Source organism: Elizabethkingia argenteiflava, assembly GCF_009904105.1.
Taxonomy (GTDB): Bacteria; Bacteroidota; Bacteroidia; order Flavobacteriales; family Weeksellaceae; genus Elizabethkingia; species Elizabethkingia argenteiflava.
Genome location: NZ_JAAABJ010000637.1, coordinates 1 through 26,468, shown reverse-complemented (window position 1 = coordinate 26,468; position 26,468 = coordinate 1). Strand labels below are relative to the sequence as shown.

Below are 26,468 nucleotides of genomic sequence, written 5' to 3'. Positions count from 1 at the left end.
AAGGGCTTACTTTAAATATAAGATTGATTCAGCATATGCTTTAAGTTCCGGAAAGAAAGCCGCATAACATTCTTGTAAGAACTTTTTATATTTTAAGAATACCGTAAATACAGGGAGATCTTTTTCAAGATATTGGGCTCTATTAAGAAGGTGCTGTAAGCTGTGTTTTATAGCCCATTCATAGCGACTATTGAAAAGCCAGTCATCAGTTTCCATTTTGGGTAATAATTGTCGGAAGCTATCAGGTAAATAATTTTCGTACTTCCATAATGTAGTATACACATATAGGCAGTGCTTTTTCCAATCTTCTTCTTTGTATATATGTGCGTCATTGGCGAGATAATAATCCATAATTACATCTACAAAAACACCAGCATAAAGACGTACCAAAGGCTGGAAAACTTTTTTAGCTCGATGAATAATAGGGTGTTGATCGGTGAAGCTATCAATTCGGTGGTGTATATTAATTCCTTGTTGTATAGAGAAGGGCAGTTTTTTACGATCAGCATTTTTAATGTAATCTGCAATCATATTGCCCACGATTTGTTCATCGGTAAAAGATAAATAGGAATGGGCCAGGTGATTCACGTCTTTTAGGCTTTATTGTAATAATTATTTTTCGAAAAATTAAAAAAGTCTTTCATGGAAGTCTTCAATCTTGCTTACTTCTTCAATTTGGATAGCAAATTTTCGTTTGGGTATTTTGTTAAGATTGGAAACAAAAATTTTATCATATCCTAGTTTTTCAGCCTCGGAAATTCTATGCTCAATTTGTGGTACGGGGCGAATTTCTCCGCTGAGGCCTATTTCCCCAGTAAAACAGTATTTTTCAGAGACGGCAGTATCTTCATTTGACGACAATATGGAAGCGACCACTGCTAAATCTAGTGCTGGATCATCAGTCTTAATTCCCCCTGTAATGTTGAGAAAAACATCTTTTGCTCCCAGTTGAAAACCCGCCCTTTTCTCAAGAACAGCAAGAAGCATATTGAGTCTTTTGGCATCAAAGCCTGTGCAGCTCCGCTGGGGGGTACCATATACTGCTGAACTTACCAGTGCTTGGATTTCCAATAACATGGGGCGGTTACCTTCCAATGTTACGGCTACAGTATTTCCAGAAAGCTCTTCAAATTTCTTGGTAATCAAAATTTCCGAAGGGTTTTTGATTTCTTTTAAGCCTTGAGAAACCATTTCATAAATACCGATTTCAGAAGTGGATCCAAACCGATTTTTATTAGCCCTTAGCAAACGGAAAAGATGATTGCGATCGCCATCAAAGTTGAGCACGACATCCACCATGTGTTCCAAAATTTTGGGACCGGCAATCTGTCCATCTTTAGTGATATGGCCTACTAAAAATACGGGCGTATTAGTTTCTTTGGCAAATTTAATCAGCTCAGCCGAACATTCCCTAATTTGGGAAACTGTCCCTGGAGAACTTTCGATGAGTTGTGTATGTAAAGTTTGTATAGAATCGAGAATCATAAACTGAGGTTCGAGCTTTCTCGCTTCGTGTAAGATTTTTTCTACAGCCGTTTCGGTAAATAGAAAACACTCTGGATTTTGTAAATCCGTAAGCCGGTCGGCACGCATCTTAATTTGAGAAGCGCTTTCCTCTCCAGAAACGTATAAGATGCGCTTACGCATTTTTAAGGCCAGCTGGAGTAGTAAGGTCGATTTCCCAATACCGGGTTCTCCGCCGATCAATGTTACAGACCCTAAAACTATACCGCCGCCTAAAACTCGATTCAGCTCCTCACTGGGTGTGGAGATACGAGCTTCCTCTTGCGCGTTCACCTCTATGATATTAATGATATGCTGCTTCTTTTCGCCAGAATAATTTCTTGAGTTCGATTTTTCTATAATCTCTTCCACCAAAGTATTCCACTCTCCACAATTTTTGCATTGTCCATGCCATTGAGGGTATTGGCTCCCACAGTGCTGGCAGTAATATGCTGTTTTAACTTTTGCCATCTTTATCGCTAAGAACTTTGAATAACACTGCAAATTACAATTTCATTTCTAGTTTCTTAATAAAAACTTTGATTTTAGGTATGATTTGAGAATTTGCTGATGAATAGAGAAAACGGTGTTTGGGTATTAAATAGCTGTAAAATAGCAGTTTAAACTTATTTTATTTCACGTTGCCTAATTGAATGAGAACCTTTAACTTTGCGCAAACCTAATCTAATGAGTAAAAAAGCTACAAAATACATCTTCGTGACCGGCGGTGTAACGTCTTCTTTGGGGAAAGGGATAGTTTCTTCATCCCTTGGTATGTTGTTGAAATCCAGAGGTTATAACGTAACGATCCAAAAACTCGATCCTTATATTAATATAGATCCAGGAACCTTAAATCCATATGAACATGGTGAATGTTATGTCACAGAGGATGGGGCTGAAACCGACTTGGACTTAGGCCACTATGAACGTTTCCTTAATTCAGCCACCAGTCAGAATAATAATGTGACTACAGGGAGAATTTACCAGACCGTTATCGATAAGGAAAGGAAAGGTGATTTTCTTGGGAAAACAGTGCAGGTAATTCCTCATATTACAAATGAAATTAAGCGTAGAATTAAGATTCTTGCCAAAGAAAATTACGACATTATTATCACTGAAATCGGTGGAACAGTGGGGGATATAGAGTCTCTACCTTATATAGAAAGTGTACGTCAACTTCGGTGGGAATTGGGAGAAAACAATTCTATGGTTATTCATCTAACCCTTCTTCCTTATCTTGCTTCAAGCGGAGAGTTGAAAACTAAACCCTCCCAGCATTCCGTACGTCAGCTCATGGAATACGGAGTACAGGCCAATGTTTTGGTATGTAGAACTGAACACAAAATTCCGAAAGATCAGCGGGCTAAATTAGCACAATTCTGTAATGTTAATCAGGCAAATGTGATTGAGTGTATGGATCTTCCAACTATCTATGAAGTTCCTTTAGAATTACATAAACAGAATTTTGATGAGGTGGTGCTCCGTGAATTGGCTTTGCCCATAGAACAGGCACCAGACTTAAAAGACTGGAAAGATTTTCTTAAAAAATATAAAAATCCTAAAAAGCATGTAGAAATTGCACTAGTGGGGAAGTATGTAAGTTTACAGGACTCCTATAAATCTATTGCAGAAGCTTTTATTCATGCAGGAGCAGCCTCTCATACCGATGTTAAAGTGAGATGGATTTACAGTGGTGATCTAGAGAATGGAGATATGGCATCGCTATTGGCTGGAGTCGATGGAATGTTAATTGCACCAGGCTTTGGGGATAGAGGGATTGAAGGCAAAATACAAGCGGCTCAATATGCTCGGGAGCATAAAATTCCGGTATTGGGAATTTGTTTAGGAATGCAGATTATGACTATTGAATTTGCCAGAAATGTGCTCGGTCTAAACAAGGCGCATAGTACCGAGTTTGATACCCATTCACCTTATCCGGTTATCAATATTATGGAAGAGCAAAAAAATGTTATTGATAAAGGGGGGACGATGCGCTTAGGAGCATGGAAGTGTGTATTAGAGCCAGGAACAAAACTTTTTGATATTTACAACAACCAAAATATATCCGAAAGACACCGTCATAGATATGAGTTTAATAGTGATTTTATTGCTGATTTTGAGGGTAATGAATTTATTCCATCAGGTAAAAATCCCGATACAGGCTTAGTGGAAGCTTTAGAATTACAAAATCATCCGTTTTATGTGGGGGTACAGTATCACCCGGAATATAAAAGTACAGTAGCGAATCCGCATCCATTGTTTAAAGCGTTTATAGACGCTGCTGTAAAATTTCAAACAAAAAAATAATTACTAGATGCAACAAAATAATGGTGTCGGCAAGAGCCAACTGATCAGTTTTGCGGTTTTTTCATTAATCCTTATGGGGGTTATGTTCTACTTCCAATCTAAGCAACAACCGGTGGAAGATGGGGCTAAACCATCCGTTCAGCCTGTTCAAAAATCGAATGTACCACAACTTCAGAGGCATCCCGATACAGCGAGTATCCAGAAAGTACAGCTTAAAAATGATTTGTTAACCGTAGATTTTACTACGCTTGGGGGGCAAATAGCGAACGTAAAGTTAAATAAGTTTAATGCTTTTGATGAAAAAATAAAAGACAAACCTGTGCTTTTATTTTCAGGGAATAATGCTGATTATGGTTTTCAGTTTAAGGATAAGTCTGGAAAACTGGTTGATACCAAAGATTTGATATTCAAATCAACAACCGATGGCAATACGATAAGCATGCAGGCCAATGCAGGAGAGGCGACCATAACATTTATTTATACCTTATTGGATCAATATACGATTGATTTTAAAGTCAGAACACAAGGTCTTACCAGTTTAGTTTCGGATAATAAGGCAGATTTCGTATGGAATTATAATGTACGCGAAATAGAAAAGGGGCGTTCTCAGGAGCAGACACATACAGAATTTGTCTATGCTTTTAACAATTATAAAAGCTATGACTACGACTCTCGTGGCGACATGAATGAGGAGAAAGAAATACTCAACTGGATAGGTGTCAAGCAGCAGTTTTTTTCTGCCTTGATAGAATCTGAAAGTGGATTTAAAAATTCTTCCGGACACCAGGAAGTGATTGAAAAAGGGGAATTTCTAAAGAAATTTCATTACAACGGACATGTTGATTTGGTAGCTAATGAATTGAATCAGGATTTTAAATGGTATTTTATGCCACTAGATCTTAAACTCTTAAAATCATATGGTAAAAACTTTGATGAAATTCTTCCTTTGGGATGGTCTTTTATAGGTTTTATTAACCGGGGATTCTTTATACCAGTGTATAACATGTTGTCATCTTGGGGAATTGCCGCTGGATGGGTTATTTTCTTAATGACCATTGCAGTGAAGTTTATTCTTTCTCCAATTATGTATAAGCAACATAAGTTAAGTGCCATGATGCGTGTGATCCGACCAGAGATTGAAGAGGTTCAGGAGAAATATAAAAAGGCCGACCCAATGAAAAAGCAGCAGGCTACGATGGAAGTTTATCGCAAAGCGGGCGTAAATCAGTTTGCTGGTTGTCTTCCAGGCTTGGTGCAGATCCCGATCTTTTATGCATTATTTCGTTTCTTTCCCAACATGTTGGATCTTAGAGGGAAAAGCTTTTGGTTTGTGGATGATCTCACGGCTTATGATGATGTAATTAAATTACCTTTTAACATCCCTTTTTTAGGGGAGCACCTTAGTGTTTTTGCACTGGCATGTACTATAGTCATTCTTATTTATACCATCATGTCTGCCGGAAATATGCAGCAACCAACTCAGGAAGGAATGCCCAATATGAAGCCGTTAATGTATATTTTCCCGATTACATTTATGTTCTTTCTAAATTCAGCAGCCTCTGGTTTATCCTGGTATTATTTTGTATCCAATGCGATTAATATTGTCATTATTTTGGTGATCAAATATTTTATCTTGGATGAAAAGAAAATACATGCACAGATACAAGAAAATAAAGCAAAACCTAAAAAAGAAGGACGCTTTCAGACCAGGATGCGTGAGATGATGGAAAAAGCTCAAGCGCAACAAAGGCAAGTAGAGCAAATGAAGAAACAACAGCAGAAAAAGAAATAACATCCTCAACTACAATAAAAAACTCAGTTATAAAGGCTGAGTTTTTTTATTGTAGATAACTTAAAAGTAAAAATAAAGTGATGGACCCCAGAGATCGATCAAAATAAATTATGACAGCAAGAGTTCTAATAATTTAGCGTTTATATGCGTAAATTGAGGTTAATAAAAATCAATTCATTACCGATGAGCATATTTTTTTAGAGAAATCTTTACAATATTTAAGTTATACCCATATATGAGTGCAATTAACGAAATTATATCAAAAAATGAAGATTTATATTTTTCCTTATATAGCAACGCAATACATCTTGGATAATGAAATTCTATATCAAAAAGAAGTAAAATAAATTTTTATTTCCAATGATTAAAAGAATCAATAGCATGATAGGCTAAACTAAACGAAATAGACCACATGATTAAACCAATAATGAAATCAAGAATTTGCCAAGTGATCTTTTTCTTAAAAAAGGGGATTAAAAAATATGCGCCATAGCCTAAAGAAAAAAACCATAAAAAAGAAGTGAATAAAGCTCCACATGTGAAAAATATCTTTTCCGTATTATTTAGTACATTCGTGACTCCTCCAATTACCACTATGGTACCTAGATATACATGGGGATTAAGTAGGGTGATGGCTAAGGTGGTTAATATGGATTTTTTTACATTTTCTTTTTTATGATCTTCATTTGTTTTTATATTTAGAAAGCTCGTTCCTTTTATAGCGCTTCTAAAAGAATTAAACCCATACCAAAACAGAAATAGACATCCTGCCAAGGATAGTAAAATTGAAATTAAAAAATTTTCTCCAATAATTTTTCCCAGGCCAAAAACACCCAATACAATAAGAACGAAATCGTACAAGAAGCAGGTAAAAGAAACCCAAAAAATATTTTCTTTTTTAAGTCCTTTTTTTAATACATAGGCATTTTGCGCGCCTATAGCAATGATTAAAGCGGCAGAAACCAAAAATCCTTTAATTAATATAGATAGAGATCTCATTATTTTTAATGATTGTTGAATAGTTTCGATAGGCGTGTGTGATTCTATAAATTTAGCAGTTCCATTTTTTTTAATATTTAAATATGCTTTTTTTAGATTGTAAAAAGGGATAGAAGGAACAAGATGGTGCATTTGCTGAAATCCATCATTATGAGGGTGTAATAAAATCTGATGTAAAACTCCTATATTATTTCTGCTGTTTGAAAAATCGTCTTTAAGATTAACATTGGTATGTTTAGAAGATTCTGGAATAAATCTTATGTAAGGTAACCATATGAAATAAGGAATTAAGTATCCTTTTAAAAATAAGTTCCAAGAAGAGGTTGTATAAATTATAAATAAGATGAAGGTCCAGAAAAATAATAGTTTAATTGGTCTTCTCTTATTTAATAGAGTAGGTATAAAATTATATTTTATGTTATCGTAAAAATAATAAAGAGTAAAAAATCTAAATATGTAAAAATTTTAATATTTGATTTGCGTAAGAGATAGGAGCTTTTATTTTTGTTTCTATCCCCCATCTAATATTTTGTATTGTATCAGGGGCATTGGATTTATTACTTCTGTAATTTTTGTGGTGTTTTAGATGAGAAATTGTATAGTCATATAAAACTTTAAAAAACAGGGTAACTATATAAAAACTGTAACTTTTCATGTAATGCTACCGTGGCAAAAATATTATAATGAGAGGCTTCATGAGTTAAGTTATCAAATCCCCTTAAACAACAGCCTATAAAGAAGGATATAGGTATATATATTAATATTTTAGCATAACTTTGAAGGTTACTATTCTGTATAATATACAATAAAAAGAACACAATAAAAAATACGAGCCAATTTTTTATAATCCCAACCATTCCTTTAAGATTATTTTTTTTCCAAATTTAAGTATCAATTCTTTTTTTCTTTTAGCCTCTAGTTTCATTTCTTATTAATTTAAAAAATTAGACATAATTATTGAGATTAAATTAATAATTTTTTATCAAACTAAATAATCCCCCTTATAGCAGTTTAAAGCTCATCCGATGATGGGGGGTAGTACCAAATGTTCTAATGGCTTCTCTATGTGCTTTTGTCGGATAACCCACATTGCGCTCCCATCCATATTGCGGGTATTCTCGGTGTAAATCTTCCATTAATCTATCTCTATAATCTTTGGCTAATATGGATGCTGCAGCAATGCTTAAAATCTTAGAATCTCCTTTAACCACGCACTGGTGTGGAATATGGGGGTAGGGGTGAAATCTATTGCCATCGACTAGAATAAATTCTGGGCGTATTTTTAATTGATCCAGTGCTAAATGCATGGCATGAATACTGGCATTAAGAATGTTATGTTGGTCTATAAAAGCGGGCGGTAGCTCTGAAATAGCATAATCTTTAACGTTTTCCTTGATATAAGAGGCGAGATCTTTTATAGAATTTTTAGATAAACTTTTAGAATCTTTAACAAAAATATTGTTAAAATCATCACCTAGAATTACGCTCGCAGCAACTACAGGTCCCGCTAAGCAACCTCGACCCACTTCATCACAACCGGCTTCTATATAATGAGGGTGGCATTTTTTGATTAAATTCATGTTATTATAGAGTTTATTTTTACTTATTATTAATAGATATAATTAATTATATTTTTTAAAAAAAAAGTTAAATTTTTCGCTTGCTATATTAATAAAAATTTACATATTTGATACTGTGAAAAATTGATAGGTATGAAGAAACTAATTAACAGTGTTTTAGCGGTGGTCTTATCTTCATCTTTTGTGTTGGTTTCAGCTCAGAAAAAGAAGAAAGACTCCACTAAAACAACGGACATTGAAGAGGTGGTGGTGACAGGAGCTCTTGGGATTAAGAAAAAAGCCGATGCGGTAGTTTCTGCACAGCAGGTTATTAGTTCTAAAGAGCTAACACTTGCGGCTCCGCCAGATGCTATCCAAGGATTGCAGGCTAAAGTTTCGGGATTGCAAATTACCCAAACCAACTCATCTGTTAATCCTACTAGTAGGATTGTATTGAGAGGTGTAAAATCTATTACGGGCAATAATCAAGCCTTGATCGTTATTGATAATGTAATATCTTCTGCAGCCATTCTACAACAGCTTCCTCCCGAGTCTATTGAAAATATTAATGTTATTAAAGGTTTACAGGGAGCGGCTCTTTACGGACAGCAGGGGGTAAATGGGGTAATTGTAGTCACCACAAAGAAGGGAAGTAAAAGTGAGAGAATACAATTTACTTTGACCAATTCTACAGAGATGACAGAGGCTTATAAACTGCCACTCTATCAGAAAAAATATGGAAAGGGCGCGGTAGATGACTCATGGACCAAAGAGTCTTTAGATGGGACCTATTATGTTCCTTGGGAGAATACATCTTGGGGGCCAGCTTTTTCTAATCCGAAAATTGGCGGTAAGATGATGCCTTCTGGATTGCCACAGCTTAATAACCAGTTTATTTATGAAAAGTATGCTCCATTGGACAATATGTATGGTAGAATATTTAACAAAGGGTTGCTTTTCCAGAATGGGCTTTCAATGAATGTGGGAGGTTATGATTCTTATGCATTTCTTTCTGTTAATAGGCAAGACAATAGTTTTGTTATTCCAGGAGATGAGATGAAAAGAAATAGTTTTATATTTAAAGCAGGAAAAACTTTTGGGCAATTCCATATTGATGGCAATATACAATATATCAACCAGTCTATTAGTCAAACAGATCCGGATGAAGAATTATGGTACAACTTTATGCAAAACCCTACAAGTTCTAATGTGAAACTTTTTAGAAATTCAGGGCGTGATGCTTATACCACCTCATATGCTACCAATCCTTATTGGTCAATTAAGCATGCTAGAAATAATTCTAATAGTGATTACCTTAGTGGGATTATTTCTATCAAATATGATTTTAATAAAAATATTAATGTTACTTATACGGGGAATTTGGCTATAAAAAGCATTAATTCTAACATACATAATGATGGAGACGTGGTGAGTAGGATATATCGTGTGCCACAGGTTCCGTTTTTAAATGGTAAAACAGGTCTTGATGCAGGCTTATCCGATATAGAATCTAAGTTTTATGACAAGAATGAGAGAACCAGGAATTATTACGGAGATTTAATGGTTAATTTTAATTATGACTTAAATGAGGATTGGAATCTAAAATTTAATGTAGGTAATAATATTCAAGATAATCGATATAATGTTATTCAAGTAGGGGGGGTTGGATTAGATATTCCTGGGTGGTATCATATTAATAATGTACTGAAACCAGATCCTTGGGCAAATCTTAATAATTACCAGACGAATTCAAGAATTGTAGCGGGTTTTGTAAATGCAGATTTAGCCTATAAAAATTATTTATTTATTAATGCAACAGGGCGTTTGGAGCAGTCTTCAGTTTTAGCCATTACCCCGAAAATAACGAATAAGTATAGAAATAAAAGCTATTTATATTATTCAGGAGGAGCATCCTTTATTCCGACAAAGGCTTTTGAGGGTATTAGAAGTGAAACTTTAAATTATATGAAAGTTTCAGCATCGTATACAAGGGTAGGTAATACTTCTGCTATAGATCCATATCAAATTTATGCTACAGGAAATATTCCTACAGGCTATCCATTTAATGGGCTTCCGTCTTATATATCTGATATTGATAAAACAGATCCAGATATTAAACCGGAGTTTATTTCCACTTATGAAGCAAATTTAAATCTAGGTTTATTTAAAGATCGATTGACTTTAGATGCTTCTTTATACCAGTCAGATACTGATGATCTAATTACCAAAGCAACCACATCTAGTGCATCAGGACTTAGGTCATTAAAAGGTAATTTTGGTAAAATGCGCATGAGGGGGTTTGATATTGATTTAGGAGGAACGCCTATTAAAACAAAAAATTTTCAATGGAATTTAAAAGCTTCTTATGCAATGTCTAGATCTAAAATTTTAGAATTGGGAGAAGGCTTAAATCAAATTTCTTTACTTTCAACCAACCTTGGAGGAATAGGTATTTATGCTGTTAAAAATCAAGATTTTGCGATGATACAAGGGGGGGGTATCTTTCAAAGAGATCCACAAGGTCGAATTGTGGTGAATGAAAAAGGGGTGCCACAATTTACAGGACGCTTGGGTCAATTGGGGAAAACGACTCCGGATTTTACCATGAATTTTACTACCTCCATAAAATATAAAGGCCTTACACTATCAGGAATAGCCGAATGGAGGAAAGGTGGGAAATTTATTGTCCCGATTCGAAGTACCCTTGCCTTTGCCGGAAATACAGAAGATTCTGCCGATTTTGATAGATCTAAAGGATATATTGTCCCTAATTCTGTGCAATACGTAGACGGGAAGTATGTTCCGAATACGACTCCTTATTTAGGTCAAGCGAATTATCAGGGAGCGAATTCCTATTTTGGAAATTTTCTAGGAACAGCTTCGGAGTATTATGTAATTGATGCTACATTCTTTAAAATAAGAGAAATTGCATTAGCTTATGATATTCCTAGATCTGTATTCAGTAATACTTTTATTAAGTCTATTACCATAGGTGCTTATGCCAGAAATCCATTTATAAAGTATTCTAGAGAAAATAGAAATTTCGCAGATCCTGAAACATCAGGCACTACAACTTCTAAGACGTCTAATGTAGGTAATGCAACAGGATATGCTAACATGAATCAATATCCTACCATCAGATCGTTTGGATTCAATATTAAAGCCACTTTTTAAAATATGACAAAATGAATTTACCAAAAATATTTATAGTTGCAATCACCTTTTTATTACCTTTTACCTCTTGTAACAATTATTTGGATATTAATGAAAACCCCAACAAAGTGTTGGAAGGTAACCTGCAGCCGAATAACATATTTCCGGGTGCAGTAAGCGAAACCTTTAGGGTGCATGCTCGAGACCTAGTGAACTTAGGTGCTTTATATACTAATTATATAGGGACCAATTCTGCAGTGTATGGTAATGGTAATGATCCTGAATTTATGCTCACTCTTAATACTTCCTTTTATTCGGCTTTATGGGATGGTACCTTGAGAGGAGTAAATAATTTACAAATTATAATTGATAAGGCACATGAAAATCCTATCTATATTTATTATTCCGGAATGGCTAAAATTATGAAAGTATTTTATATGCAAACCATAGTGGATCTGTATGGAGATATTCCTTATACGGAGGCTTTTGGGGAAAAGAGTCGATTAACTCCAGCATATGAAAAAGATAGTGATATTTATGGCAAAATGTTTAAGGAGCTTGATGAAGCTTTAGTAGAGTTGGATGATCCTAATAAAAATAAAGATAGGGCTATACCAGGAAATGAAGATATTGTATTTAGAGGAGATAGGTTAAAATGGAAGGCTTTTGCCAATAATATTAAATTGAGAATGATTATCCGGATGTCAAATGCTAAGGGGGAACTCGCTAAAGTTAGAAATCAACAATTGATTTCGCTTAGAGGAGCTGCGTTTTTAAATGAAGATGTTGTTGTAAATCCTGGATATTCAGCCGCTAATGATGATAGTCAGAATCCTTTTACCAATTATTTTTTCGCTTCAAGTGGAAGGACTTTATCTCAAGCCTTTAGGATGGATACGGCCTCTGGGCATCTCGCCATATGCCTAAATAGTAATGATAAAAATGATGCCACTCCATTTTATCAAAAATTTAATGGGATTCAGGATGGGCGTAAATCCAGAATGTTTTCGGTAGATAAAAATAATAGGGTGATTGGAGTTAAACAAGGAGTACGTCCAGGTGATCCAGATATGGCAGTAGAGAGACCTATTTCTTCATTTGGTCCTGGTTGGTTTACCAAGGGAGAGCGTAACTTGGAGTCAGCATCATCAAGAGGTGGAGCTTTAATGACGAAGTCAGAAATTGATTTTTTAAAAGCGGAAGCCTCTTTAAAGTATCCCGATTTAGGAATACAGGGTAAAACAGCTTTTGAATCAGGAATCAAAGCCTCTTTTAATTATTTAGATGCTCAAGGAGCAACAGATTATATAGCTAAAATTAATACAGTAAAGAGGCTCGGTTGGCTCGGCTCTAATGATGAGAAATTAGATGCTATTATGACTCAAAAGTGGTTAGCATTAGGCTTAGTGGCTCCAATTCAAGTTTTTTTTGATTATAATAGAACAGGGTACCCTTATATACCTTTGTCAAAAAGAGCTGTACAGAATAATAAACCCTACAGATTAATGTATCCAAATTCTGAGCTTGCTGCAAATAGTCAGAATGTACCTAAATTATCAGCCTCTGAATGTTTTAGTAAAAATGCATTTACTCCCTTTTGGCTAAAGTAGGTCATTTTTATATTTAACAAAAGAAACTGCTTTTTAAGGCAGCTTCTTTTGTTAAATGCTATTTTTATTAAGAATATATTAATGTTTTTTGTCAGATTAAGTTTTTTTTAATACACTTGTGTATGTAAAAATTAATTTAATATGAAGAAACTAATTAACAGTGTTTTAGCGGTGGTCTTGTCTTCATCTTTTGTGCTGGTTTCAGCTCAGAAAAAGAAGAAAGACTCCACTAAAACAACAGACATTGAAGAGGTGGTAGTCACCGCTCTCGGGATTAAGAGAGAGAAGAAAGCCTTGGGATATGCTTCACAAGAAATTAAGGGAGATATTTTGAGAGAAGGAGCATCTACTGGAAATTTATCGTCTCAGATGACAGGTAAGGCAGCCGGAGTTCAGATAGTTACTAACTCTAATTTTGGAGGAAGTTCCAGCGTGGTTATACGAGGAATGAAGTCTATAGCAGGTAATAATCAAGCACTTTTTGTGATTGATGGGGTCCCAGTTAATAATACAAGTTCTACGCTTTCCTCAGAGTATGGAAAATATGATGGGGGAAATGTAATTTCGGATATTAATCCCGATGATGTCGAAAGTATTAATATTTTGAAAGGTGCGGCCGCCGCCGCTTTATACGGAGAGAGAGCCTCTGCTGGAGTCGTAGTCATTACCACTAAAAAAGGTAAATCAAAAAAAGATGATACATGGGGGATTAAACTCTCAACAGAATACTTATATGGTGAAATTGATAAGTCGACTTTTGCTAAGTATCAAAATGTATTTGGGGGAGGTTATGGTTCTAGTTTTAGTAATAAAAATATTCTTGGAGATGGAGTCATGAGACCTGTCGTTGTCACAAGCGGTGATGCCAGTATGGGTGATGCTTTTGATCCCAAAAAAATGGTGTATCAATGGAATTCTTTATATCCTCAGTTGCCAGGGTACCATGTAGCAACCCCATGGATGGCAGCGAAACATACTCCAGATTACTTTTTTCAAAAGTCACAAACTACATCTAACTCTATAAGTATAGAGAAGTCTAATAATCACTCTTCTATATACTTAAATTATAATAATTACCTTTCCTCCGGCGTCTTACCAAACTCGGATTTAAAAAAGAATATTATTACATCCAAGTTTACATATGATCTTACCGATAAGTTGAGTGCTACCGCTTATACAACTTTGACGATACAAAATACAGTGGGAAGAAATACTACAGGATATAATGATAATATTATTGGAGGATTTAGACAATGGTGGCAAACCAATGTAGATATGTTAGATTTAAAGAATGCATATTTTCTAAATCACGAAAATTTAACATGGAATCCTAAAGGATATTCTGTAGATGATCAAGCTGCTTTTTTTTCTCCTGCTTATTGGAATAACCCTTATTTTGAAAGGTATCAAAACTATCAAAGCGATAATAGGACAAGATTTTTTGGTTATTTGGTGCTAAATTATAAATTCAACAAAGAATGGAACCTTACCGGAAGAATGTCAACAGATTTCATTAATCAGAAAAATGAACAGAGATTAGCGATAGGATCAATTAATCAAACTTTTGGTTTATCTAAATTAAATGCTCCTTCAGGATATTATCTTGGGACCTATTATAGTAATGAAATTAATTTTGATTTGTTTACCAACTATAATAAAAGGTTTGACAATAATATGACATTGAGCGGTTTAATAGGTACATCCTTAAGAAGAAATAAAACTGAAACTACCGATGCTTCTACAGAAGGAGGTCTAATTATACCAGGTTTATATGCCTTAAGAAATTCTTATGGACAACCTCTTCCTGCGAAGGAATATTCTGCTACTTCTCTGTTGCCTAGGGCTTATGGCCAGATATCTTTTGGAATAGATGATACCTATTATATAGAAGCTACTTCGAGTGTGGATCGCTCCTCCAACCTACCCAAGCAACATAATGTTTATTTCTACCCTTCTGTATCGGGATCCGTAATTTTATCAAATTTAATAAAAAGAGACTGGTTATCGTTCTGGAAAATTAGAGGGAATTTGGCTCAAGTAGGAAAAACAACTTTAAACTATGGGATAGAAGATACCTATGATATTATAGGGATTTTTGGCACAGGAGATCCTGTAATTAGACCGTGGACCTATAAGAATAATCCTGACTTAAGGTCGGAAAGATCAAATGAAATAGAGTTGGGGATGGAAGCTAGATTTTTTAAAAATCGTTTAGGTTTTGATATTAGTGCATATAAAACTAATTCAAAAGATCAAATTATGCTGGTAGATGTTTCCACTTCTTCAGGATATGCAAAACAATGGATTAATGCAGGTAATATCCAAAATAAAGGAATTGAACTTCAGTTGAATGCTGTACCATTCAGAACCGATAAATTTAAATGGGATATTAATTTAAATTGGGCTAAGAATCAGAATAAGGTAATTAGTCTGCAAGGATCTAGTACTAATTTACTATTGGCATCCGCTAATAATAATGTGACTTTTAATGCAGCAGTGGGAAAGAAATACGGTGTTATTAATGGGACGGATTTTGTTTATTCTCCCGATGGGCAGAAGGTGGTTGATGATAAGGGAAGGTATTTAACTACAGACAGTAACCAAGAAATAGGAAATATAACCCCTGATTATACATGGAGCATAAGAAACAGTTTCTCATATAAGAGTTTTACTTTTTCTTTTTTGATAGATGGACAGAAAGGTGGTGATATTTTTTCAGTCGATATGTTGTATGGAACGGATACGGGTTTGTATCCTGAAACTATTAGTTTAAGACCAAAAGATGGCTCTATGCCCATTCTTCCAGGTGTAGTAGAAGAAAATGGAAAATATGTGTCTAATACGAAACCGATAGCAACAGAATATTCTTATTCGAAAACCGGGTCGGTATTAACATCGGTAGGATATCCCTCTAAACAATTCGTATATGATGCTACATTTATTAAACTGAGAGAAGCAGCGGTTTATTATGATTTTCCCAAGAGATGGTTTGAAGGTACGGTTGTAAAAGGAGCGAAAGTGGGGCTTGTAGGGAGAAATTTATGGATTATTCATAAGAATATGCCATATGCAGATCCCGAAGATGCCTATAGAGGATTCAACCAGTTAGGTGTAGCGAGCAGTAATTTGGGGAGAGGCTTGCAGATCGGTTCAATGCCGGCTGTCCGTACAATAGGCATGAGTTTTAGTGCGAATTTCTAATTAAAGTAAAGTTATGAATAAAATAAAAATATTAATAAGTTCTTTTATCTTATTATTTTTGTTAATATCCATATCCTGTGAGAGTGATATTACGAGATTAAATGAAGATCAGAAAAATCCAAATCATACGGATTATACATATCTCTTAACAAATGCAGAAATAGAGATAGCAAATCAAATGTCTACAACGAGTGTTAATTACAATATTATGCGCACGTTTACACAGCAGATAACAGAGACTGAATACTTAGATGAATCTCGGTATAATTTATTCAAAAGAAGAGTTCCAGACAATACTTGGAATAAGTTGAATTATGGACTTAATTCACTTGCCTTAGCTAAAGAAGGTGTCAGAAAAGATGGAAAGATTGATGAAATTACAAAAAAAAATAAAATTTTGACTATAGAAGCCTTAGAAGCCTATATCTATAGTGTTTTAGTAGATACATATGGAGATGTTCCCTATAGTGAGTCCACTCAAATAGATAAGACCAATACTCCGAAATATGATGATGCTTTTACAATTTATAAGAGCCTAATTAAAAAATGTGATGATATTTATAATGGAATAGACATCTCAAAGTCAGGTTTTACGAATGGAGATCTTATCTTTAAGGGAAATCTGCTTAGTGTTAAAAAATTTGCGGCGACCTTAAAATTACGTTTAGGAATCAATCTTGCCGATGTGGATAATGTTTTAGCCAAGAATACGGTTGAGAGTGCCTACAAACAGGGAGTTATTCTTTTGAATAGTGATAATTTAGGAATAAAATTCGATAAATCAGGTTTATTTACTTCTCCTATTTTTCAAGAAGTTGTGCAGAGTGGTCGAAATGATTGGGTAGCGGCCAATACGCTTGTAGATGTATTGAACCAGAAATCTGATCCAAGGAGGGAAAAGTTTTTTACTAGCGTTAGCGGTGATAAAGAAAAATTTGTTGCTATTGGGGGGGAATATGGTAAAGGAAATTTATATTCTAATTTTTCTCATATACATCCTTCTATTTTAGTAGCAGATTATAAGTATAATCTTTTTGAAGCGGCTGAAAATCTTTTTATTCTAGCCGAAGCAGCAGAAAGAGGTTATAGTGTAGGAGGCACAGCGAGTAGCTATTTTAAAAAGGGTATACAAGAATCAATGGAGTCTTGGGGAGTGAATAGTGAAGACGCTAAGAAGTATATAGCTGCTAATGACTATGCAGGTTTATCGGGTACTTGGAAACAGAAAATAGGAAACGAGGCATGGATCGCAACCTATAATAGAGGGTTAGAGGCCTGGACATTCTCCAGAAGGCTTGATTTTAGAAATTTTGTTCCTCCTGCCCAGAATCCTTTACCAACAAGACTTTATTATCCTATTAAAGAATCGAGTGTTAACAGGCTTAATAGAGATGCAGCTGTAGTAAAGCAATGGGGAAGTGTAAGCAATGATGTTCAAAGTTCCAAAATTTTCTGGGATAAATACTAAAACTTATACAACCTATGAAAACCACCTTCGGGTGGTTTTTTTATTTTGTAAATTTGCAGATACAATTTTTAGGAATGGAGATTAAAAAACAAATACAAGATAAGATTACTCAGGTCATTCAGCAGCAATATCAGTTAGAAAATGTTGTTTTGGAGGTTCAGCAAAATAAAACCAATTTCGAGGGAGATTTTACGGTGGTTATGTTCCCACTTGTGAAGCAGGCGAGGAAAAGCCCTGATATTCTGGGCGCAGAATTGGGTGAGGCTTTGATGGTAGCTGAGGACTATATTGTTTCTTATCAGGTAGTGAAGGGGTTTTTGAATCTTTCCCTTCATAATGATTTTTTTATCCATCAGCTTCAACAATTGGGTAATCATTTAGGTCAACTACCCAAGAGGCAAGAGACCATTATGGTGGAATATTCCTCTCCGAATACCAATAAACCTTTACATCTGGGGCATGTACGCAACAATTTACTGGGCTATTCTGTAGCTCAAATTTTGCAAGCGGCAGGCTACAATGTCATTAAAACCCAGATTATTAATGATCGAGGCATTCATATTTGCAAGTCGATGTTAGCTTGGCAAAAATTTGGAAATGGAGAGACACCTGAATCTACAGGACTAAAAGGTGATAAGTTCATTGGCAATTACTATGTAAAATTCGATCAGGAATACAAAAAACAGATCGGAGAATTAAAAGCTCAGGGGCTGGCTGAGGAGGAGGCTAAAAAACAGGCCCCTATCTTGCAGGAAGCGCAAAAAATGCTGTTGGCATGGGAGCAGGGAGATGAGCAGGTTCGGCACTTATGGATGATGATGAACGGCTGGGTATATCAAGGCTTTGATGAGACCTATACTCGTATGGGAGTTGATTTCCATCAGCGACAGTATGAAAGTCAGACCTATCTTTTAGGGAAAGATTTGATCCAGGAGGGCTTAGAGAAGGGTGTCTTTTTTCAAAAAGAAGATACTTCGGTATGGGTAGATCTTACAGACGAAGGCTTGGATCAGAAATTACTTTTGCGGGCAGATGGCACTTCGGTATATATAACTCAGGATTTGGGCACAGCGGTAGAACGATTTAAAAAGAACGACATTCAGCAGCTAATTTATACGGTGGGTAACGAGCAGGATTATCATTTCCAGGTTTTATTTTTAATCCTTAAAAAGATGGGCTATTCATGGGCAGAAGATTTACATCATTTATCTTATGGAATGGTGGAACTCCCTCAGGGTAAAATGAAATCGCGTGAAGGTACGGTGGTGGACGCTGATGATTTGATGCAGGAGATGTACCTGACAGCAAAGGAAAAGGCTCAGGAGCTTGGTAAAATGGAGCTGCTTAGTCACGAGGAAAAAGAGCAGTCCTATGAGACAGTGGGCTTGGGAGCTTTAAAGTATTATATTTTAAAAATAGATCCCAGGAAGAAAATATTGTTTAATCCAGCAGAAAGCATTGATTTTAATGGGAATACAGGGCCTTTTATCCAGTATACTTATGCGCGGATTCAGTCCTTGCTCAAGAAATCCGAATATGAGGATAAAATACTTTCCATAGAATACCAACTCAATACTTTTGAAAAAGAATTGTTCTTGGTGATAGCGCAGTTTAATGAGGTAATTACCAAAGCAGCGGAAGCACTGAGCCCTGCACAAGTAGCCAATTACGTTTATGATTTGGTAAAGTCTTATAACTCTTTTTACCAAAACAATCCTATTCTGAATCAGGATGATGAACAGGCGAGGCAGCTGCGTTTAAAACTCTCCAAGGTAACGGGAGATATTATCCAGAAATCCCTAAGGCTTTTAGGCATAGGAACTGTTGATAGAATGTAAGAACAGAATATGATGACAGAGCGGACGGTGTCCGCTTTTTATTTTTAACACAAAGTTATGTTATTAGACTTTTCTAAAAATATTTTGACTGATCAAATAATTCCGAACAATGACTTTCAGAGGGAAGTTTTAGACTTTTTGAAGGAATGGTTTTCAGATTCAACTACTGTTTGGGTGCAGACTTCAGGCTCTACGGGGATGCCTAAAAAATTTCCGATTGAAAAATCCAAAATGCTAAATTCTGCTCGGATGACTTGCGATTTTTTGGACCTTAAAGAAGGAGATACAGCCCTACTGTGTCTGCCGATAGCTTATATATCGGGTAAAATGATGGTGGTAAGGTCCTTGCTTAGAAAGTTGAAGCTAAATGTGGTAGAGCCTTCCTTAATACCCTTTAAGAATGTAGTGGGAAATTTTACTTTCGCAGCAATGACTCCTTTGCAGGTAGAAAATTCATTAGCTCATCTGAGCCGTATAGAGAAGCTAATTATTGGGGGGGTAGCCGTTTCTGAATTGTTGAAGCGGAAAATTTTCGAAAGTTTGCTGCCTTTATCCGAAGAGATTAAGGTTCAGGTTTTTGAAACCTATGGGATGTCAGAAACCCTTTCCCATATTGGTTTAAAGCAAATATTTCCCATAGCAGAAGATTATTTTAGTCTGTTTCAGGGGATTGATATCTCTCAGGATCCTAGAGGGTGTTTGCGTATTGAGGCCCCGATGCTACATCCTGATGTTTTACAGACCCACGATATGGTAGAAATTTTAAACTCAAAGCAATTTCGTTTTTTAGGGAGGCTGGATCATGTGATTAATTCTGGAGGTGCGAAAATATTCCCCGAGCAGCTCGAAGCTTTGGTCAAAAGAAAGATTCCTCAAGAGGTGGTGTTTTTGGGAGTAATGGACCAGCAATTGGGACATAAATTGGTGGCTGTTATTGAGGGTGCTGAAAGTATAAGTCTAAAAGATCAGCTTTTGAATTTTAAATTTAAGTATTCTTTCCACAGACCTAAAGAAATTATTTTTATCTCCGAAATACCGAGAACACCCAATGGAAAAGTAAACCGAATAGAATTACTACAACGCATCACAAAAGACCTGTCATGATAGATTTTTCTTCCGAGATTCGTTATAAAACAGCACGCAGCAGTGGTGCCGGTGGCCAGCATATTAACAAAGTAGAAACCATGGTTACTGCGGGTTGGGTCTTAGAGGCTTCTCGGTATTTTTCCGAAGACGAAAAAGCTATTATTGCGTCAAAGCTCAAAAGCAAAATTAATACTGAAGGAATATTACAGGCCAGCGTTCAGGAATTTCGATCGCAGCACGAAAATAAAGTAAAGGCAGCCCGAAAGCTTTTAGAATGGGTAGAAAAAGCATTGGTGGTACCTAAAAAAAGGTTTAAAACCAAGCCTACCAAAACTTCCAAAGAAAAAAGGTTAAACCAGAAAAAGCAGCATGCTGAGAAAAAACAAAACCGGAGGTTTCGGATATAGGCATGCTAACTTCGCGACTTCTAACTTCTAATGCCTATCTTTGCAAAAATAATTTTAAAAAATGAGCAATAGACCCATTTCTGATTTTATAGAAAAATATTATCTGCACTTTAATGCAGCGGCTTTGGTAGATGCTTCTAAAGGATATGTTGCCCACCTTAAAGATGGGGGTAAGATGATGATTACTTTAGCAGGTGCCATGTCCACTGCCGAATTAGGGAAAATTTTAGCAGAGATGATCCGTCAGGACAAAGTTGCTATCATTTCGTGTACCGGAGCCAATCTGGAGGAAGACTTAATGAACTTGGTAGCACACTCTCATTATAAAAGGGTGTCAAATTACCGTGACCTTACTCCACAGGAAGAATGGGATCTTTTAGAAAAAGGACTTAATAGAGTAACCGATACCTGTATTCCTGAAGAAGAAGCTTTCAGAAGATTGCAAAAACATATTTATGAAATCTGGAAAGATGCAGAAGCAAAAGAAGAGCGCTATTTCCCACATGAATATATGTATAAAATGTTGCTTTCCGGTGTTTTAGAGCAGTATTATGAAATTCCGAAAGAAAATTCGTGGATGCTGGCAGCGGCAGAAAAGAACCTTCCTATCGTAGTTCCAGGTTGGGAAGATTCTACTATGGGTAATATTTTTGCTTCTTATTGTATTAAGGGGGATCTAAAATCATCTACAGTAAAATCAGGGATTGAATATATGACTTATTTGGCAGACTGGTACCGAAACAATTGTGAGGGAAAAGGAGTAGGCTTTTTCCAGATTGGAGGAGGTATTGCCGGAGATTTTCCTATTTGTGTGGTTCCTATGCTCTATCAGGATCTGGAAATGCACGATGTACCATTCTGGTCTTATTTTTGTCAGATTTCAGACTCTACAACTTCATATGGTTCTTATTCAGGAGCGGTTCCAAATGAGAAAATAACATGGGGTAAGTTGGATATCCATACTCCTAAATTTATTGTCGAAAGTGATGCTACCATTTGTGCACCGCTTATGTTTACCTATATTTTGGAAAACTCTTAAACAGAAAATATTCATAGATACAATAAAAGCTTGCCCATGGGTAAGCTTTTGTTTTGAACAGAAGCTCTATTATGCTTATTTTAGGAGTAAAGAAATGTTGTTTTGAATCAGCAGTTTAAAGATAGTGTTTTCCAGGTAGTCAGTATGATCCCTCGGGGTCGAGTGACATCCTATGGAGCTATTGCCAGAGCCTTGGGGTGTCCCAATTATGCTCGCCATGTGGGAAATATATTGCGAAATTGTGATCAAGATTTGCCCGTACATAGGGTTTGTAATGCTTCCGGAGTGATCACTGCGGGAGGGTGTATTTCTCTCTTTATTCTAAAGTTGAAGCAAGAAGGTCTTACCGGAAAAGAGGGTAAAATTCAAAATTTCAGAGCAATATTTTGGGATCCGTTAAAGGAAATTTAAGAAGCTAAAAATAAATTTATATTTCCTATAGGGCAAAAAAGAAGATTTTTTAGAGTTACAGAGTTGTAATATATATTACAAAGAAGGAAATGAAGAGAAAACATTACATGCTTTTAGGATATAAAAATGGCGGGTTAGATGCCCGCCAAGATTAGAATGTAAAGTATAAAATTATTTCTTCAGTTGTTCAAAGCTCCTTTGAATAAAATCGGTTAGTTCTTTTCCTTTCAACAGATTTTGAGAGAGTTTCGCAAGATCCAAAGCTTGTTTTACCAAAGCGTTTTTATCCTCACTACTCTCTGCTTTCAGGATGCCGGATGCCAGATCGCTGTTGGCATTAACCACCAAATTGTACATGTCTGGGAAGCCTCCCATGGCAAACATGCCACCACCACCGGTCATTTGCATATCCTTCATACGCCGCATGAATTCTGGTTGGGTAATGATGAAAGGCGCATCCTGGCTGTCCAGATCTTCCAATTGAATGTTATAAGCTTTATCGTTTACCGCTTCTTCAATATCTTTTTTTAGAGTTTCTTTTTCTTCATCCTTCAATTTTGCAATAGCAGGTTCATCTTTTTTGATAAGGTTGTTGATGTGGTCTGCATCTACTCTTGCAAAGGAAATGTTCTCTTTTGAGGATTCCAGTTTTTGGATCAGGTGAGGTGTGATAGGAGAGTCCAGTAGGAGAACTTCATAGCCCTTCGCTTTGGCATGTTGGATGTAGCTGTCTTGCTCATTCGTATTAGAAGCGTAAAGTACTACCAGTTTACCGTCCTTGTCTGTTTGTATAGGTTTTAGTTTTTCCACCAATTCATTCCACAGGAAGTACTGACCATCTACATTCGGATAAAGTGCAAATTTATCGGATTTTTCATAGAATTTCTCCTCCGAGATCATACCGTACTCTATGACCACTTTGATGTCATTCCATTTTTTCTCATAATCCTCACGATTTTCATTGATGAGCGAGGCCATTTTATCCGCTACTTTCTTAGTGATATAAGAAGAGATTTTTTTTACGGCACCATCTGCCTGAAGGTAGGAGCGAGAAACGTTCAGTGGAATATCTGGAGAATCAATAACGCCTCGAAGTAACATTAAGAAATCTGGTACGATGCCTTTTACTTCATCAGTTACGAATACCTGATTTTGGTAGAGTTGTATTTTGTCCTTCTCAATATTGAGGTTGTTGCCTAATTTAGGGAAGAAGAGAATACCGGTTAAGTTAAACGGATAATCTACGTTCAGATGAATGTGGAAGAGAGGTTCCTCAAACTGCATCGGATATAGCTCGTGATAAAACTTTTGGTAATCTTCATTTTCGAGTTCGTTCGGTGCTTTCGTCCAGGCAGGAGTCGGATTGTTAATAATGTCGTCTACCTCTTGGGTTTCTGGCTTTGCATCTTCTGCAGCTCCTTCAGGAAGAGGTAGGCTCTCTGTTTTAGTGCCAAATTTAATAGGCACTGGCATAAACTTATTATACTTCAAAAGCAGCTCGCGGATACGAGATTCTTCCAGGAATTCTGTAGAATCTTCTGCAATATGGAGAATAATTTCGGTACCGCGTTCCGCTTTTGTTTTATCATCCTCCAAGGTAAATTCTGGACTACCATCACAGGTCCAGTGGACAGCAGAAACACCTTCTTTATAGGATTTGGTGATAATCTCCACCTTTTCTGCTACCATAAAAGCAGAATAGAATCCTAAGCCGAAGTGACCAATGATGCCGGAATCTTTAGCTGAATCTTTATATTTTTCAAGAAACTCCTCAGCGCCTGAAAAAGCCACCTGGTTGATGTATTTCTCTACTTCTTCCTTAGTCATACCAATCCCTTGGTCGATGATGGATAGGGTTTTGTGGTCTTTATTTATCTTAACTTCTATTTTCGGGCTGCCATATTCTACTTGGGCTTCCCCAATCGTAGTAAGATGTCTTAACTTGAGAGTCGCATCTGTGGCATTGGAAATAAGTTCTCTTAAAAATATTTCGTGATCGCTATAAAGAAATTTTTTGATGAGCGGAAATATATTCTCCACCGATACATTGATATTCCCTTTTGTCATAGTTGTTGAGGTTTTATGTTTATTTCATTTTTTCAAAAAAAATACCAGCTTCATAAAAGTGACATAATGTCATTTAGAGTTAGATGGGGGCGAAAGATTGGCTAAATATATAAAAATAGAGAGCTTAAATCTGACGGAAAATAAAAATATGCTGGACTCAGTAATATGCAAAGGGCTATCTCATTTTGAGATAGCCCTTATTATATCATCTTTAGCACAACTCGGTTTATTTGGTGCTAATCTTTTCTTTTATTTTGGTTTCCAGCTCCTCCTGTAATTCTGGATTATCTTTAATAACTTCTTTTACAGCATCCCGCCCTTGGCCTAATTTGGTATTGTTATAACTAAACCAGGAACCACTTTTTTGAATAATGCCTAAATCTACTCCCTGATCAAGAATTTCTCCCACTTTAGATACACCTTCTCCGTACATAATATCAAATTCTGCTTGCTTAAATGGAGGGGCTACTTTATTTTTTACAATCTTTACTTTTACTCGGCTGCCTATTGCCTCATCACCCTGTTTTATAGGAGCACTGGCTTTACGGATATCTATCCTTACCGAAGCATAGAATTTAAGAGCATTTCCTCCGGTGGTGGTTTCGGGGTTTCCAAACATTACTCCGATTTTTTCTCTGAGTTGATTGATGAAAATTACAGTACACTTAGTTCTGGAGATCGTAGCTGTCAACTTTCTAAGTGCCTGGGACATAAGTCTCGCGTGTAATCCCATTTTAGAGTCGCCCATTTCTCCTTCGATTTCAGCTTTTGGGGTGAGTGCTGCTACAGAGTCAATCACCACGATATCGATCGCTCCAGAACGGATGAGGTTATCGGCGATTTCTAATGCTTGTTCTCCGTTGTCGGGCTGAGAAATAATAAGATCTTCTAATTTAATTCCTAGTTTAGCAGCGTAATTTCGATCGAAAGCATGTTCGGCATCTATAAAAGCAGCAACCCCTCCTTGTTTTTGGGCTTCTGCAATAGCATGTAAAGTCAAAGTTGTTTTACCCGAAGATTCTGGGCCGTAAATCTCAATCACCCGACCCTTAGGGTATCCCCCAACACCTAACGCAAGATCTAGTCCTAATGATCCGGAAGAGATCACTTCAATAGAATGGTCTACAGAGTTATCTCCTAAGGTCATTACGGTGCCTTTACCATAGGTTTTATCTAACTTCTCTAACACTAAAGCAAGTGCTTTTTTCTTATCGTTTGTATCACTCATCTAAAAAATTATTTTTCCAAAAATACGGAAATAAAAAGACTAAAACCAGGGAGTATGTAAAAAAATAAGGTGTTTTTTTTATGTTGAAAACCAATGGTGTAGCTACTTTTTGCTCCATTATATAGGCTTTTTTTTGAAAAAAAACTTGCAAAAAGGAATTTTTATTGTAAATTTGCACCACAATAAAAACAGAGACCCATGGTGTAGCGGTAACACTACTGATTTTGGTTCAGTCATCTGGGGTTCGAATCCCTGTGGGTCTACAAATCGCCTTTATTTAAGGGCGATTTTTTATTTTGCCCAATGAAATGATATTTTATTCGTTTGTTTTGAGGTTTGAATATTCTGCTAATACACCAGGTCTACTATCCGTATCGCTTTATTCACCGGTACTCATCGCCTCACGATAATCGCCAAAACCATATTTCTACTCCCAATTTTAAATATGAAAAGTCTCCACCTCTCATTTCGTATCCATTCCATAGATCAATATGGTCTGTTGGACCCCAACCATCTTTTATAAAAACAATGCCTTTCTTTCCGTAAAAATCGCTACTTGACATCTTTGGGTGATCTTTTCTTTTGTACACTCTCTTTATTCCAAATATTGTGTATTTTTTTGAAATCCAGTCTGCAAGCTCCTGTGCCCGCAAAATATGTCTTGGATTATGGCCAAACCAACAGCGGGCTCCTCTGAACGAGCTTAAATCAACCTTGCTTTTTTCCAAAGCAACTCCCATTCTTATAGCACATTGATTTTGAAAATTGCAGGGGTAAGATCTCTTTCCAGGGTGATTGTT

The 26,468-nt window shown here is 36.1% G+C and carries 18 protein-coding genes, 1 tRNA gene and 1 pseudogene; 12 read left to right on the top strand and 8 right to left on the bottom strand.

Annotated features, from left to right (window positions below):
• Positions 1 to 6: 6 nt before the first annotated feature.
• Positions 7 to 588, bottom strand: coding sequence for an acyl carrier protein phosphodiesterase (locus GNY06_RS11505; RefSeq protein ID WP_166520198.1), 582 nt, complete (start codon positions 586 to 588; stop codon positions 7 to 9).
• Between the two features lie 39 nt (positions 589 to 627).
• Entirely contained in the window at positions 628 to 1,974 is a 1,347-nt protein-coding gene (gene radA / locus GNY06_RS11500; RefSeq protein ID WP_166520197.1) for a DNA repair protein RadA, read from the bottom strand.
• 216 nt (positions 1,975 to 2,190) lie between these two features.
• Here radA and GNY06_RS11495 point away from each other — a divergent pair, with 216 nt between their 5' ends.
• Positions 2,191 to 3,810, top strand: a complete 1,620-nt coding sequence (locus GNY06_RS11495) for a CTP synthase (RefSeq protein WP_166520196.1) — start codon at positions 2,191 to 2,193, stop codon at positions 3,808 to 3,810.
• Between the two features lie 7 nt (positions 3,811 to 3,817).
• The gene (gene yidC / locus GNY06_RS11490) at positions 3,818 to 5,602 is read left to right on the top strand and encodes a membrane protein insertase YidC (RefSeq protein ID WP_166520195.1); all 1,785 of its coding nucleotides are present in this window, start codon (positions 3,818 to 3,820) and stop codon (positions 5,600 to 5,602) included.
• A 351-nt stretch (positions 5,603 to 5,953) separates the two neighbouring features.
• Here the strand turns inward: yidC and GNY06_RS11485 are convergent, their stop codons facing one another.
• From GNY06_RS11485 to GNY06_RS11475, 3 genes and pseudogenes are all read right to left on the bottom strand, one after another.
• Positions 5,954 to 6,601, bottom strand: a complete 648-nt coding sequence (locus tag GNY06_RS11485; protein ID WP_166520194.1) for a LysE/ArgO family amino acid transporter — start codon at positions 6,599 to 6,601, stop codon at positions 5,954 to 5,956.
• Between the two features lie 81 nt (positions 6,602 to 6,682).
• Positions 6,683 to 7,057 (bottom strand): annotated as a pseudogene (locus GNY06_RS15325) (fatty acid desaturase); the annotation flags it as partial.
• Positions 7,058 to 7,602: 545 nt separating this feature from the next.
• Positions 7,603 to 8,181, bottom strand: a complete 579-nt coding sequence (locus GNY06_RS11475; RefSeq protein ID WP_166520193.1) for a ribonuclease HII — start codon at positions 8,179 to 8,181, stop codon at positions 7,603 to 7,605.
• A 132-nt stretch (positions 8,182 to 8,313) separates the two neighbouring features.
• On the opposite strand from GNY06_RS11475, the gene GNY06_RS11470 reads away from it, so the two are divergent.
• The 9 genes from GNY06_RS11470 (at position 8,314) to GNY06_RS11430 (ending at position 22,373) form a co-directional block, all read left to right on the top strand.
• Positions 8,314 to 11,334 carry a SusC/RagA family TonB-linked outer membrane protein gene (locus tag GNY06_RS11470; protein ID WP_166520192.1) on the top strand — a complete coding sequence of 1,007 codons (3,021 nt, stop codon included), beginning with the start codon at positions 8,314 to 8,316 and terminating at the stop codon, positions 11,332 to 11,334.
• Positions 11,335 to 11,345: 11 nt separating this feature from the next.
• Positions 11,346 to 12,923: a SusD/RagB family nutrient-binding outer membrane lipoprotein gene (locus GNY06_RS11465; protein ID WP_166520191.1), complete on the top strand. Its 1,578-nt coding sequence runs from the start codon at positions 11,346 to 11,348 to the stop codon at positions 12,921 to 12,923.
• A 141-nt stretch (positions 12,924 to 13,064) separates the two neighbouring features.
• Positions 13,065 to 16,124: a SusC/RagA family TonB-linked outer membrane protein gene (locus GNY06_RS11460; RefSeq protein WP_166520190.1), complete on the top strand. Its 3,060-nt coding sequence runs from the start codon at positions 13,065 to 13,067 to the stop codon at positions 16,122 to 16,124.
• Positions 16,125 to 16,137: 13 nt separating this feature from the next.
• A complete protein-coding gene (locus GNY06_RS11455) occupies positions 16,138 to 17,592 on the top strand; it encodes a SusD/RagB family nutrient-binding outer membrane lipoprotein (RefSeq protein WP_166520189.1) in 1,455 nt (484 codons plus the stop codon).
• 74 nt (positions 17,593 to 17,666) lie between these two features.
• Positions 17,667 to 19,430, top strand: a complete 1,764-nt coding sequence (gene argS / locus GNY06_RS11450; RefSeq protein ID WP_166520218.1) for an arginine--tRNA ligase — start codon at positions 17,667 to 17,669, stop codon at positions 19,428 to 19,430.
• Positions 19,431 to 19,487: 57 nt separating this feature from the next.
• Positions 19,488 to 20,534 (top strand): AMP-binding protein, encoded by a 1,047-nt coding sequence (locus GNY06_RS11445; RefSeq protein WP_166520188.1) that lies wholly within the window; start codon positions 19,488 to 19,490, stop codon positions 20,532 to 20,534.
• Positions 20,531 to 20,923 carry an alternative ribosome rescue aminoacyl-tRNA hydrolase ArfB gene (gene arfB / locus GNY06_RS11440; RefSeq protein ID WP_166520187.1) on the top strand — a complete coding sequence of 131 codons (393 nt, stop codon included), beginning with the start codon at positions 20,531 to 20,533 and terminating at the stop codon, positions 20,921 to 20,923. The genes GNY06_RS11445 and arfB overlap by 4 nt, the downstream gene beginning before the upstream one ends.
• Before the next feature lie 61 nt (positions 20,924 to 20,984).
• A complete protein-coding gene (locus tag GNY06_RS11435; RefSeq protein WP_166520186.1) occupies positions 20,985 to 21,962 on the top strand; it encodes a deoxyhypusine synthase family protein in 978 nt (325 codons plus the stop codon).
• Between the two features lie 102 nt (positions 21,963 to 22,064).
• Positions 22,065 to 22,373, top strand: a complete 309-nt coding sequence (locus GNY06_RS11430; RefSeq protein ID WP_166520185.1) for an MGMT family protein — start codon at positions 22,065 to 22,067, stop codon at positions 22,371 to 22,373.
• A gap of 171 nt (positions 22,374 to 22,544) precedes the next feature.
• On the opposite strand, the gene htpG is transcribed toward GNY06_RS11430, so the two are convergent.
• Together htpG and recA are read right to left on the bottom strand one after the other, a co-directional pair.
• Positions 22,545 to 24,440 carry a molecular chaperone HtpG gene (gene htpG / locus GNY06_RS11425; protein WP_166520184.1) on the bottom strand — a complete coding sequence of 632 codons (1,896 nt, stop codon included), beginning with the start codon at positions 24,438 to 24,440 and terminating at the stop codon, positions 22,545 to 22,547.
• 226 nt (positions 24,441 to 24,666) lie between these two features.
• Positions 24,667 to 25,668: a recombinase RecA gene (recA, locus tag GNY06_RS11420; RefSeq protein ID WP_166520183.1), complete on the bottom strand. Its 1,002-nt coding sequence runs from the start codon at positions 25,666 to 25,668 to the stop codon at positions 24,667 to 24,669.
• A 192-nt stretch (positions 25,669 to 25,860) separates the two neighbouring features.
• Between recA and GNY06_RS11415 the strand changes: the two genes are divergently transcribed.
• Positions 25,861 to 25,931, top strand: a tRNA-Gln gene (locus GNY06_RS11415).
• Between the two features lie 138 nt (positions 25,932 to 26,069).
• Here the strand turns inward: GNY06_RS11415 and GNY06_RS11410 are convergent.
• A partial coding sequence (locus GNY06_RS11410; protein WP_212995114.1) for a T6SS effector amidase Tae4 family protein occupies positions 26,070 to 26,468 on the bottom strand: 399 nt, incomplete at its 5' end.

Bases quoted from the DNA above. Each gene is read 5' to 3' on its own strand.
- GNY06_RS11495 (WP_166520196.1), top strand. From the start codon at position 2,191: ATGAGTAAAAAAGCTACAAAATACATCTTCGTGACCGGCGGTGTAACG.
- GNY06_RS11435 (WP_166520186.1), top strand. From the start codon at position 20,985: ATGAGCAATAGACCCATTTCTGATTTTATAGAAAAATATTATCTGCAC.
- GNY06_RS11445 (WP_166520188.1), top strand. From the start codon at position 19,488: ATGTTATTAGACTTTTCTAAAAATATTTTGACTGATCAAATAATTCCG.
- recA (WP_166520183.1), bottom strand. From the start codon at position 25,668: ATGAGTGATACAAACGATAAGAAAAAAGCACTTGCTTTAGTGTTAGAG.
- htpG (WP_166520184.1), bottom strand. From the start codon at position 24,440: ATGACAAAAGGGAATATCAATGTATCGGTGGAGAATATATTTCCGCTC.
- argS (WP_166520218.1), top strand. From the start codon at position 17,667: ATGGAGATTAAAAAACAAATACAAGATAAGATTACTCAGGTCATTCAG.
- GNY06_RS11475 (WP_166520193.1), bottom strand. From the start codon at position 8,181: ATGAATTTAATCAAAAAATGCCACCCTCATTATATAGAAGCCGGTTGT.
- GNY06_RS11455 (WP_166520189.1), top strand. From the start codon at position 16,138: ATGAATAAAATAAAAATATTAATAAGTTCTTTTATCTTATTATTTTTG.
- arfB (WP_166520187.1), top strand. From the start codon at position 20,531: ATGATAGATTTTTCTTCCGAGATTCGTTATAAAACAGCACGCAGCAGT.
- yidC (WP_166520195.1), top strand. From the start codon at position 3,818: ATGCAACAAAATAATGGTGTCGGCAAGAGCCAACTGATCAGTTTTGCG.
- radA (WP_166520197.1), bottom strand. From the start codon at position 1,974: ATGGCAAAAGTTAAAACAGCATATTACTGCCAGCACTGTGGGAGCCAA.
- GNY06_RS11470 (WP_166520192.1), top strand. From the start codon at position 8,314: ATGAAGAAACTAATTAACAGTGTTTTAGCGGTGGTCTTATCTTCATCT.
- GNY06_RS11460 (WP_166520190.1), top strand. From the start codon at position 13,065: ATGAAGAAACTAATTAACAGTGTTTTAGCGGTGGTCTTGTCTTCATCT.
- GNY06_RS11485 (WP_166520194.1), bottom strand. From the start codon at position 6,601: ATGAGATCTCTATCTATATTAATTAAAGGATTTTTGGTTTCTGCCGCT.
- GNY06_RS11465 (WP_166520191.1), top strand. From the start codon at position 11,346: ATGAATTTACCAAAAATATTTATAGTTGCAATCACCTTTTTATTACCT.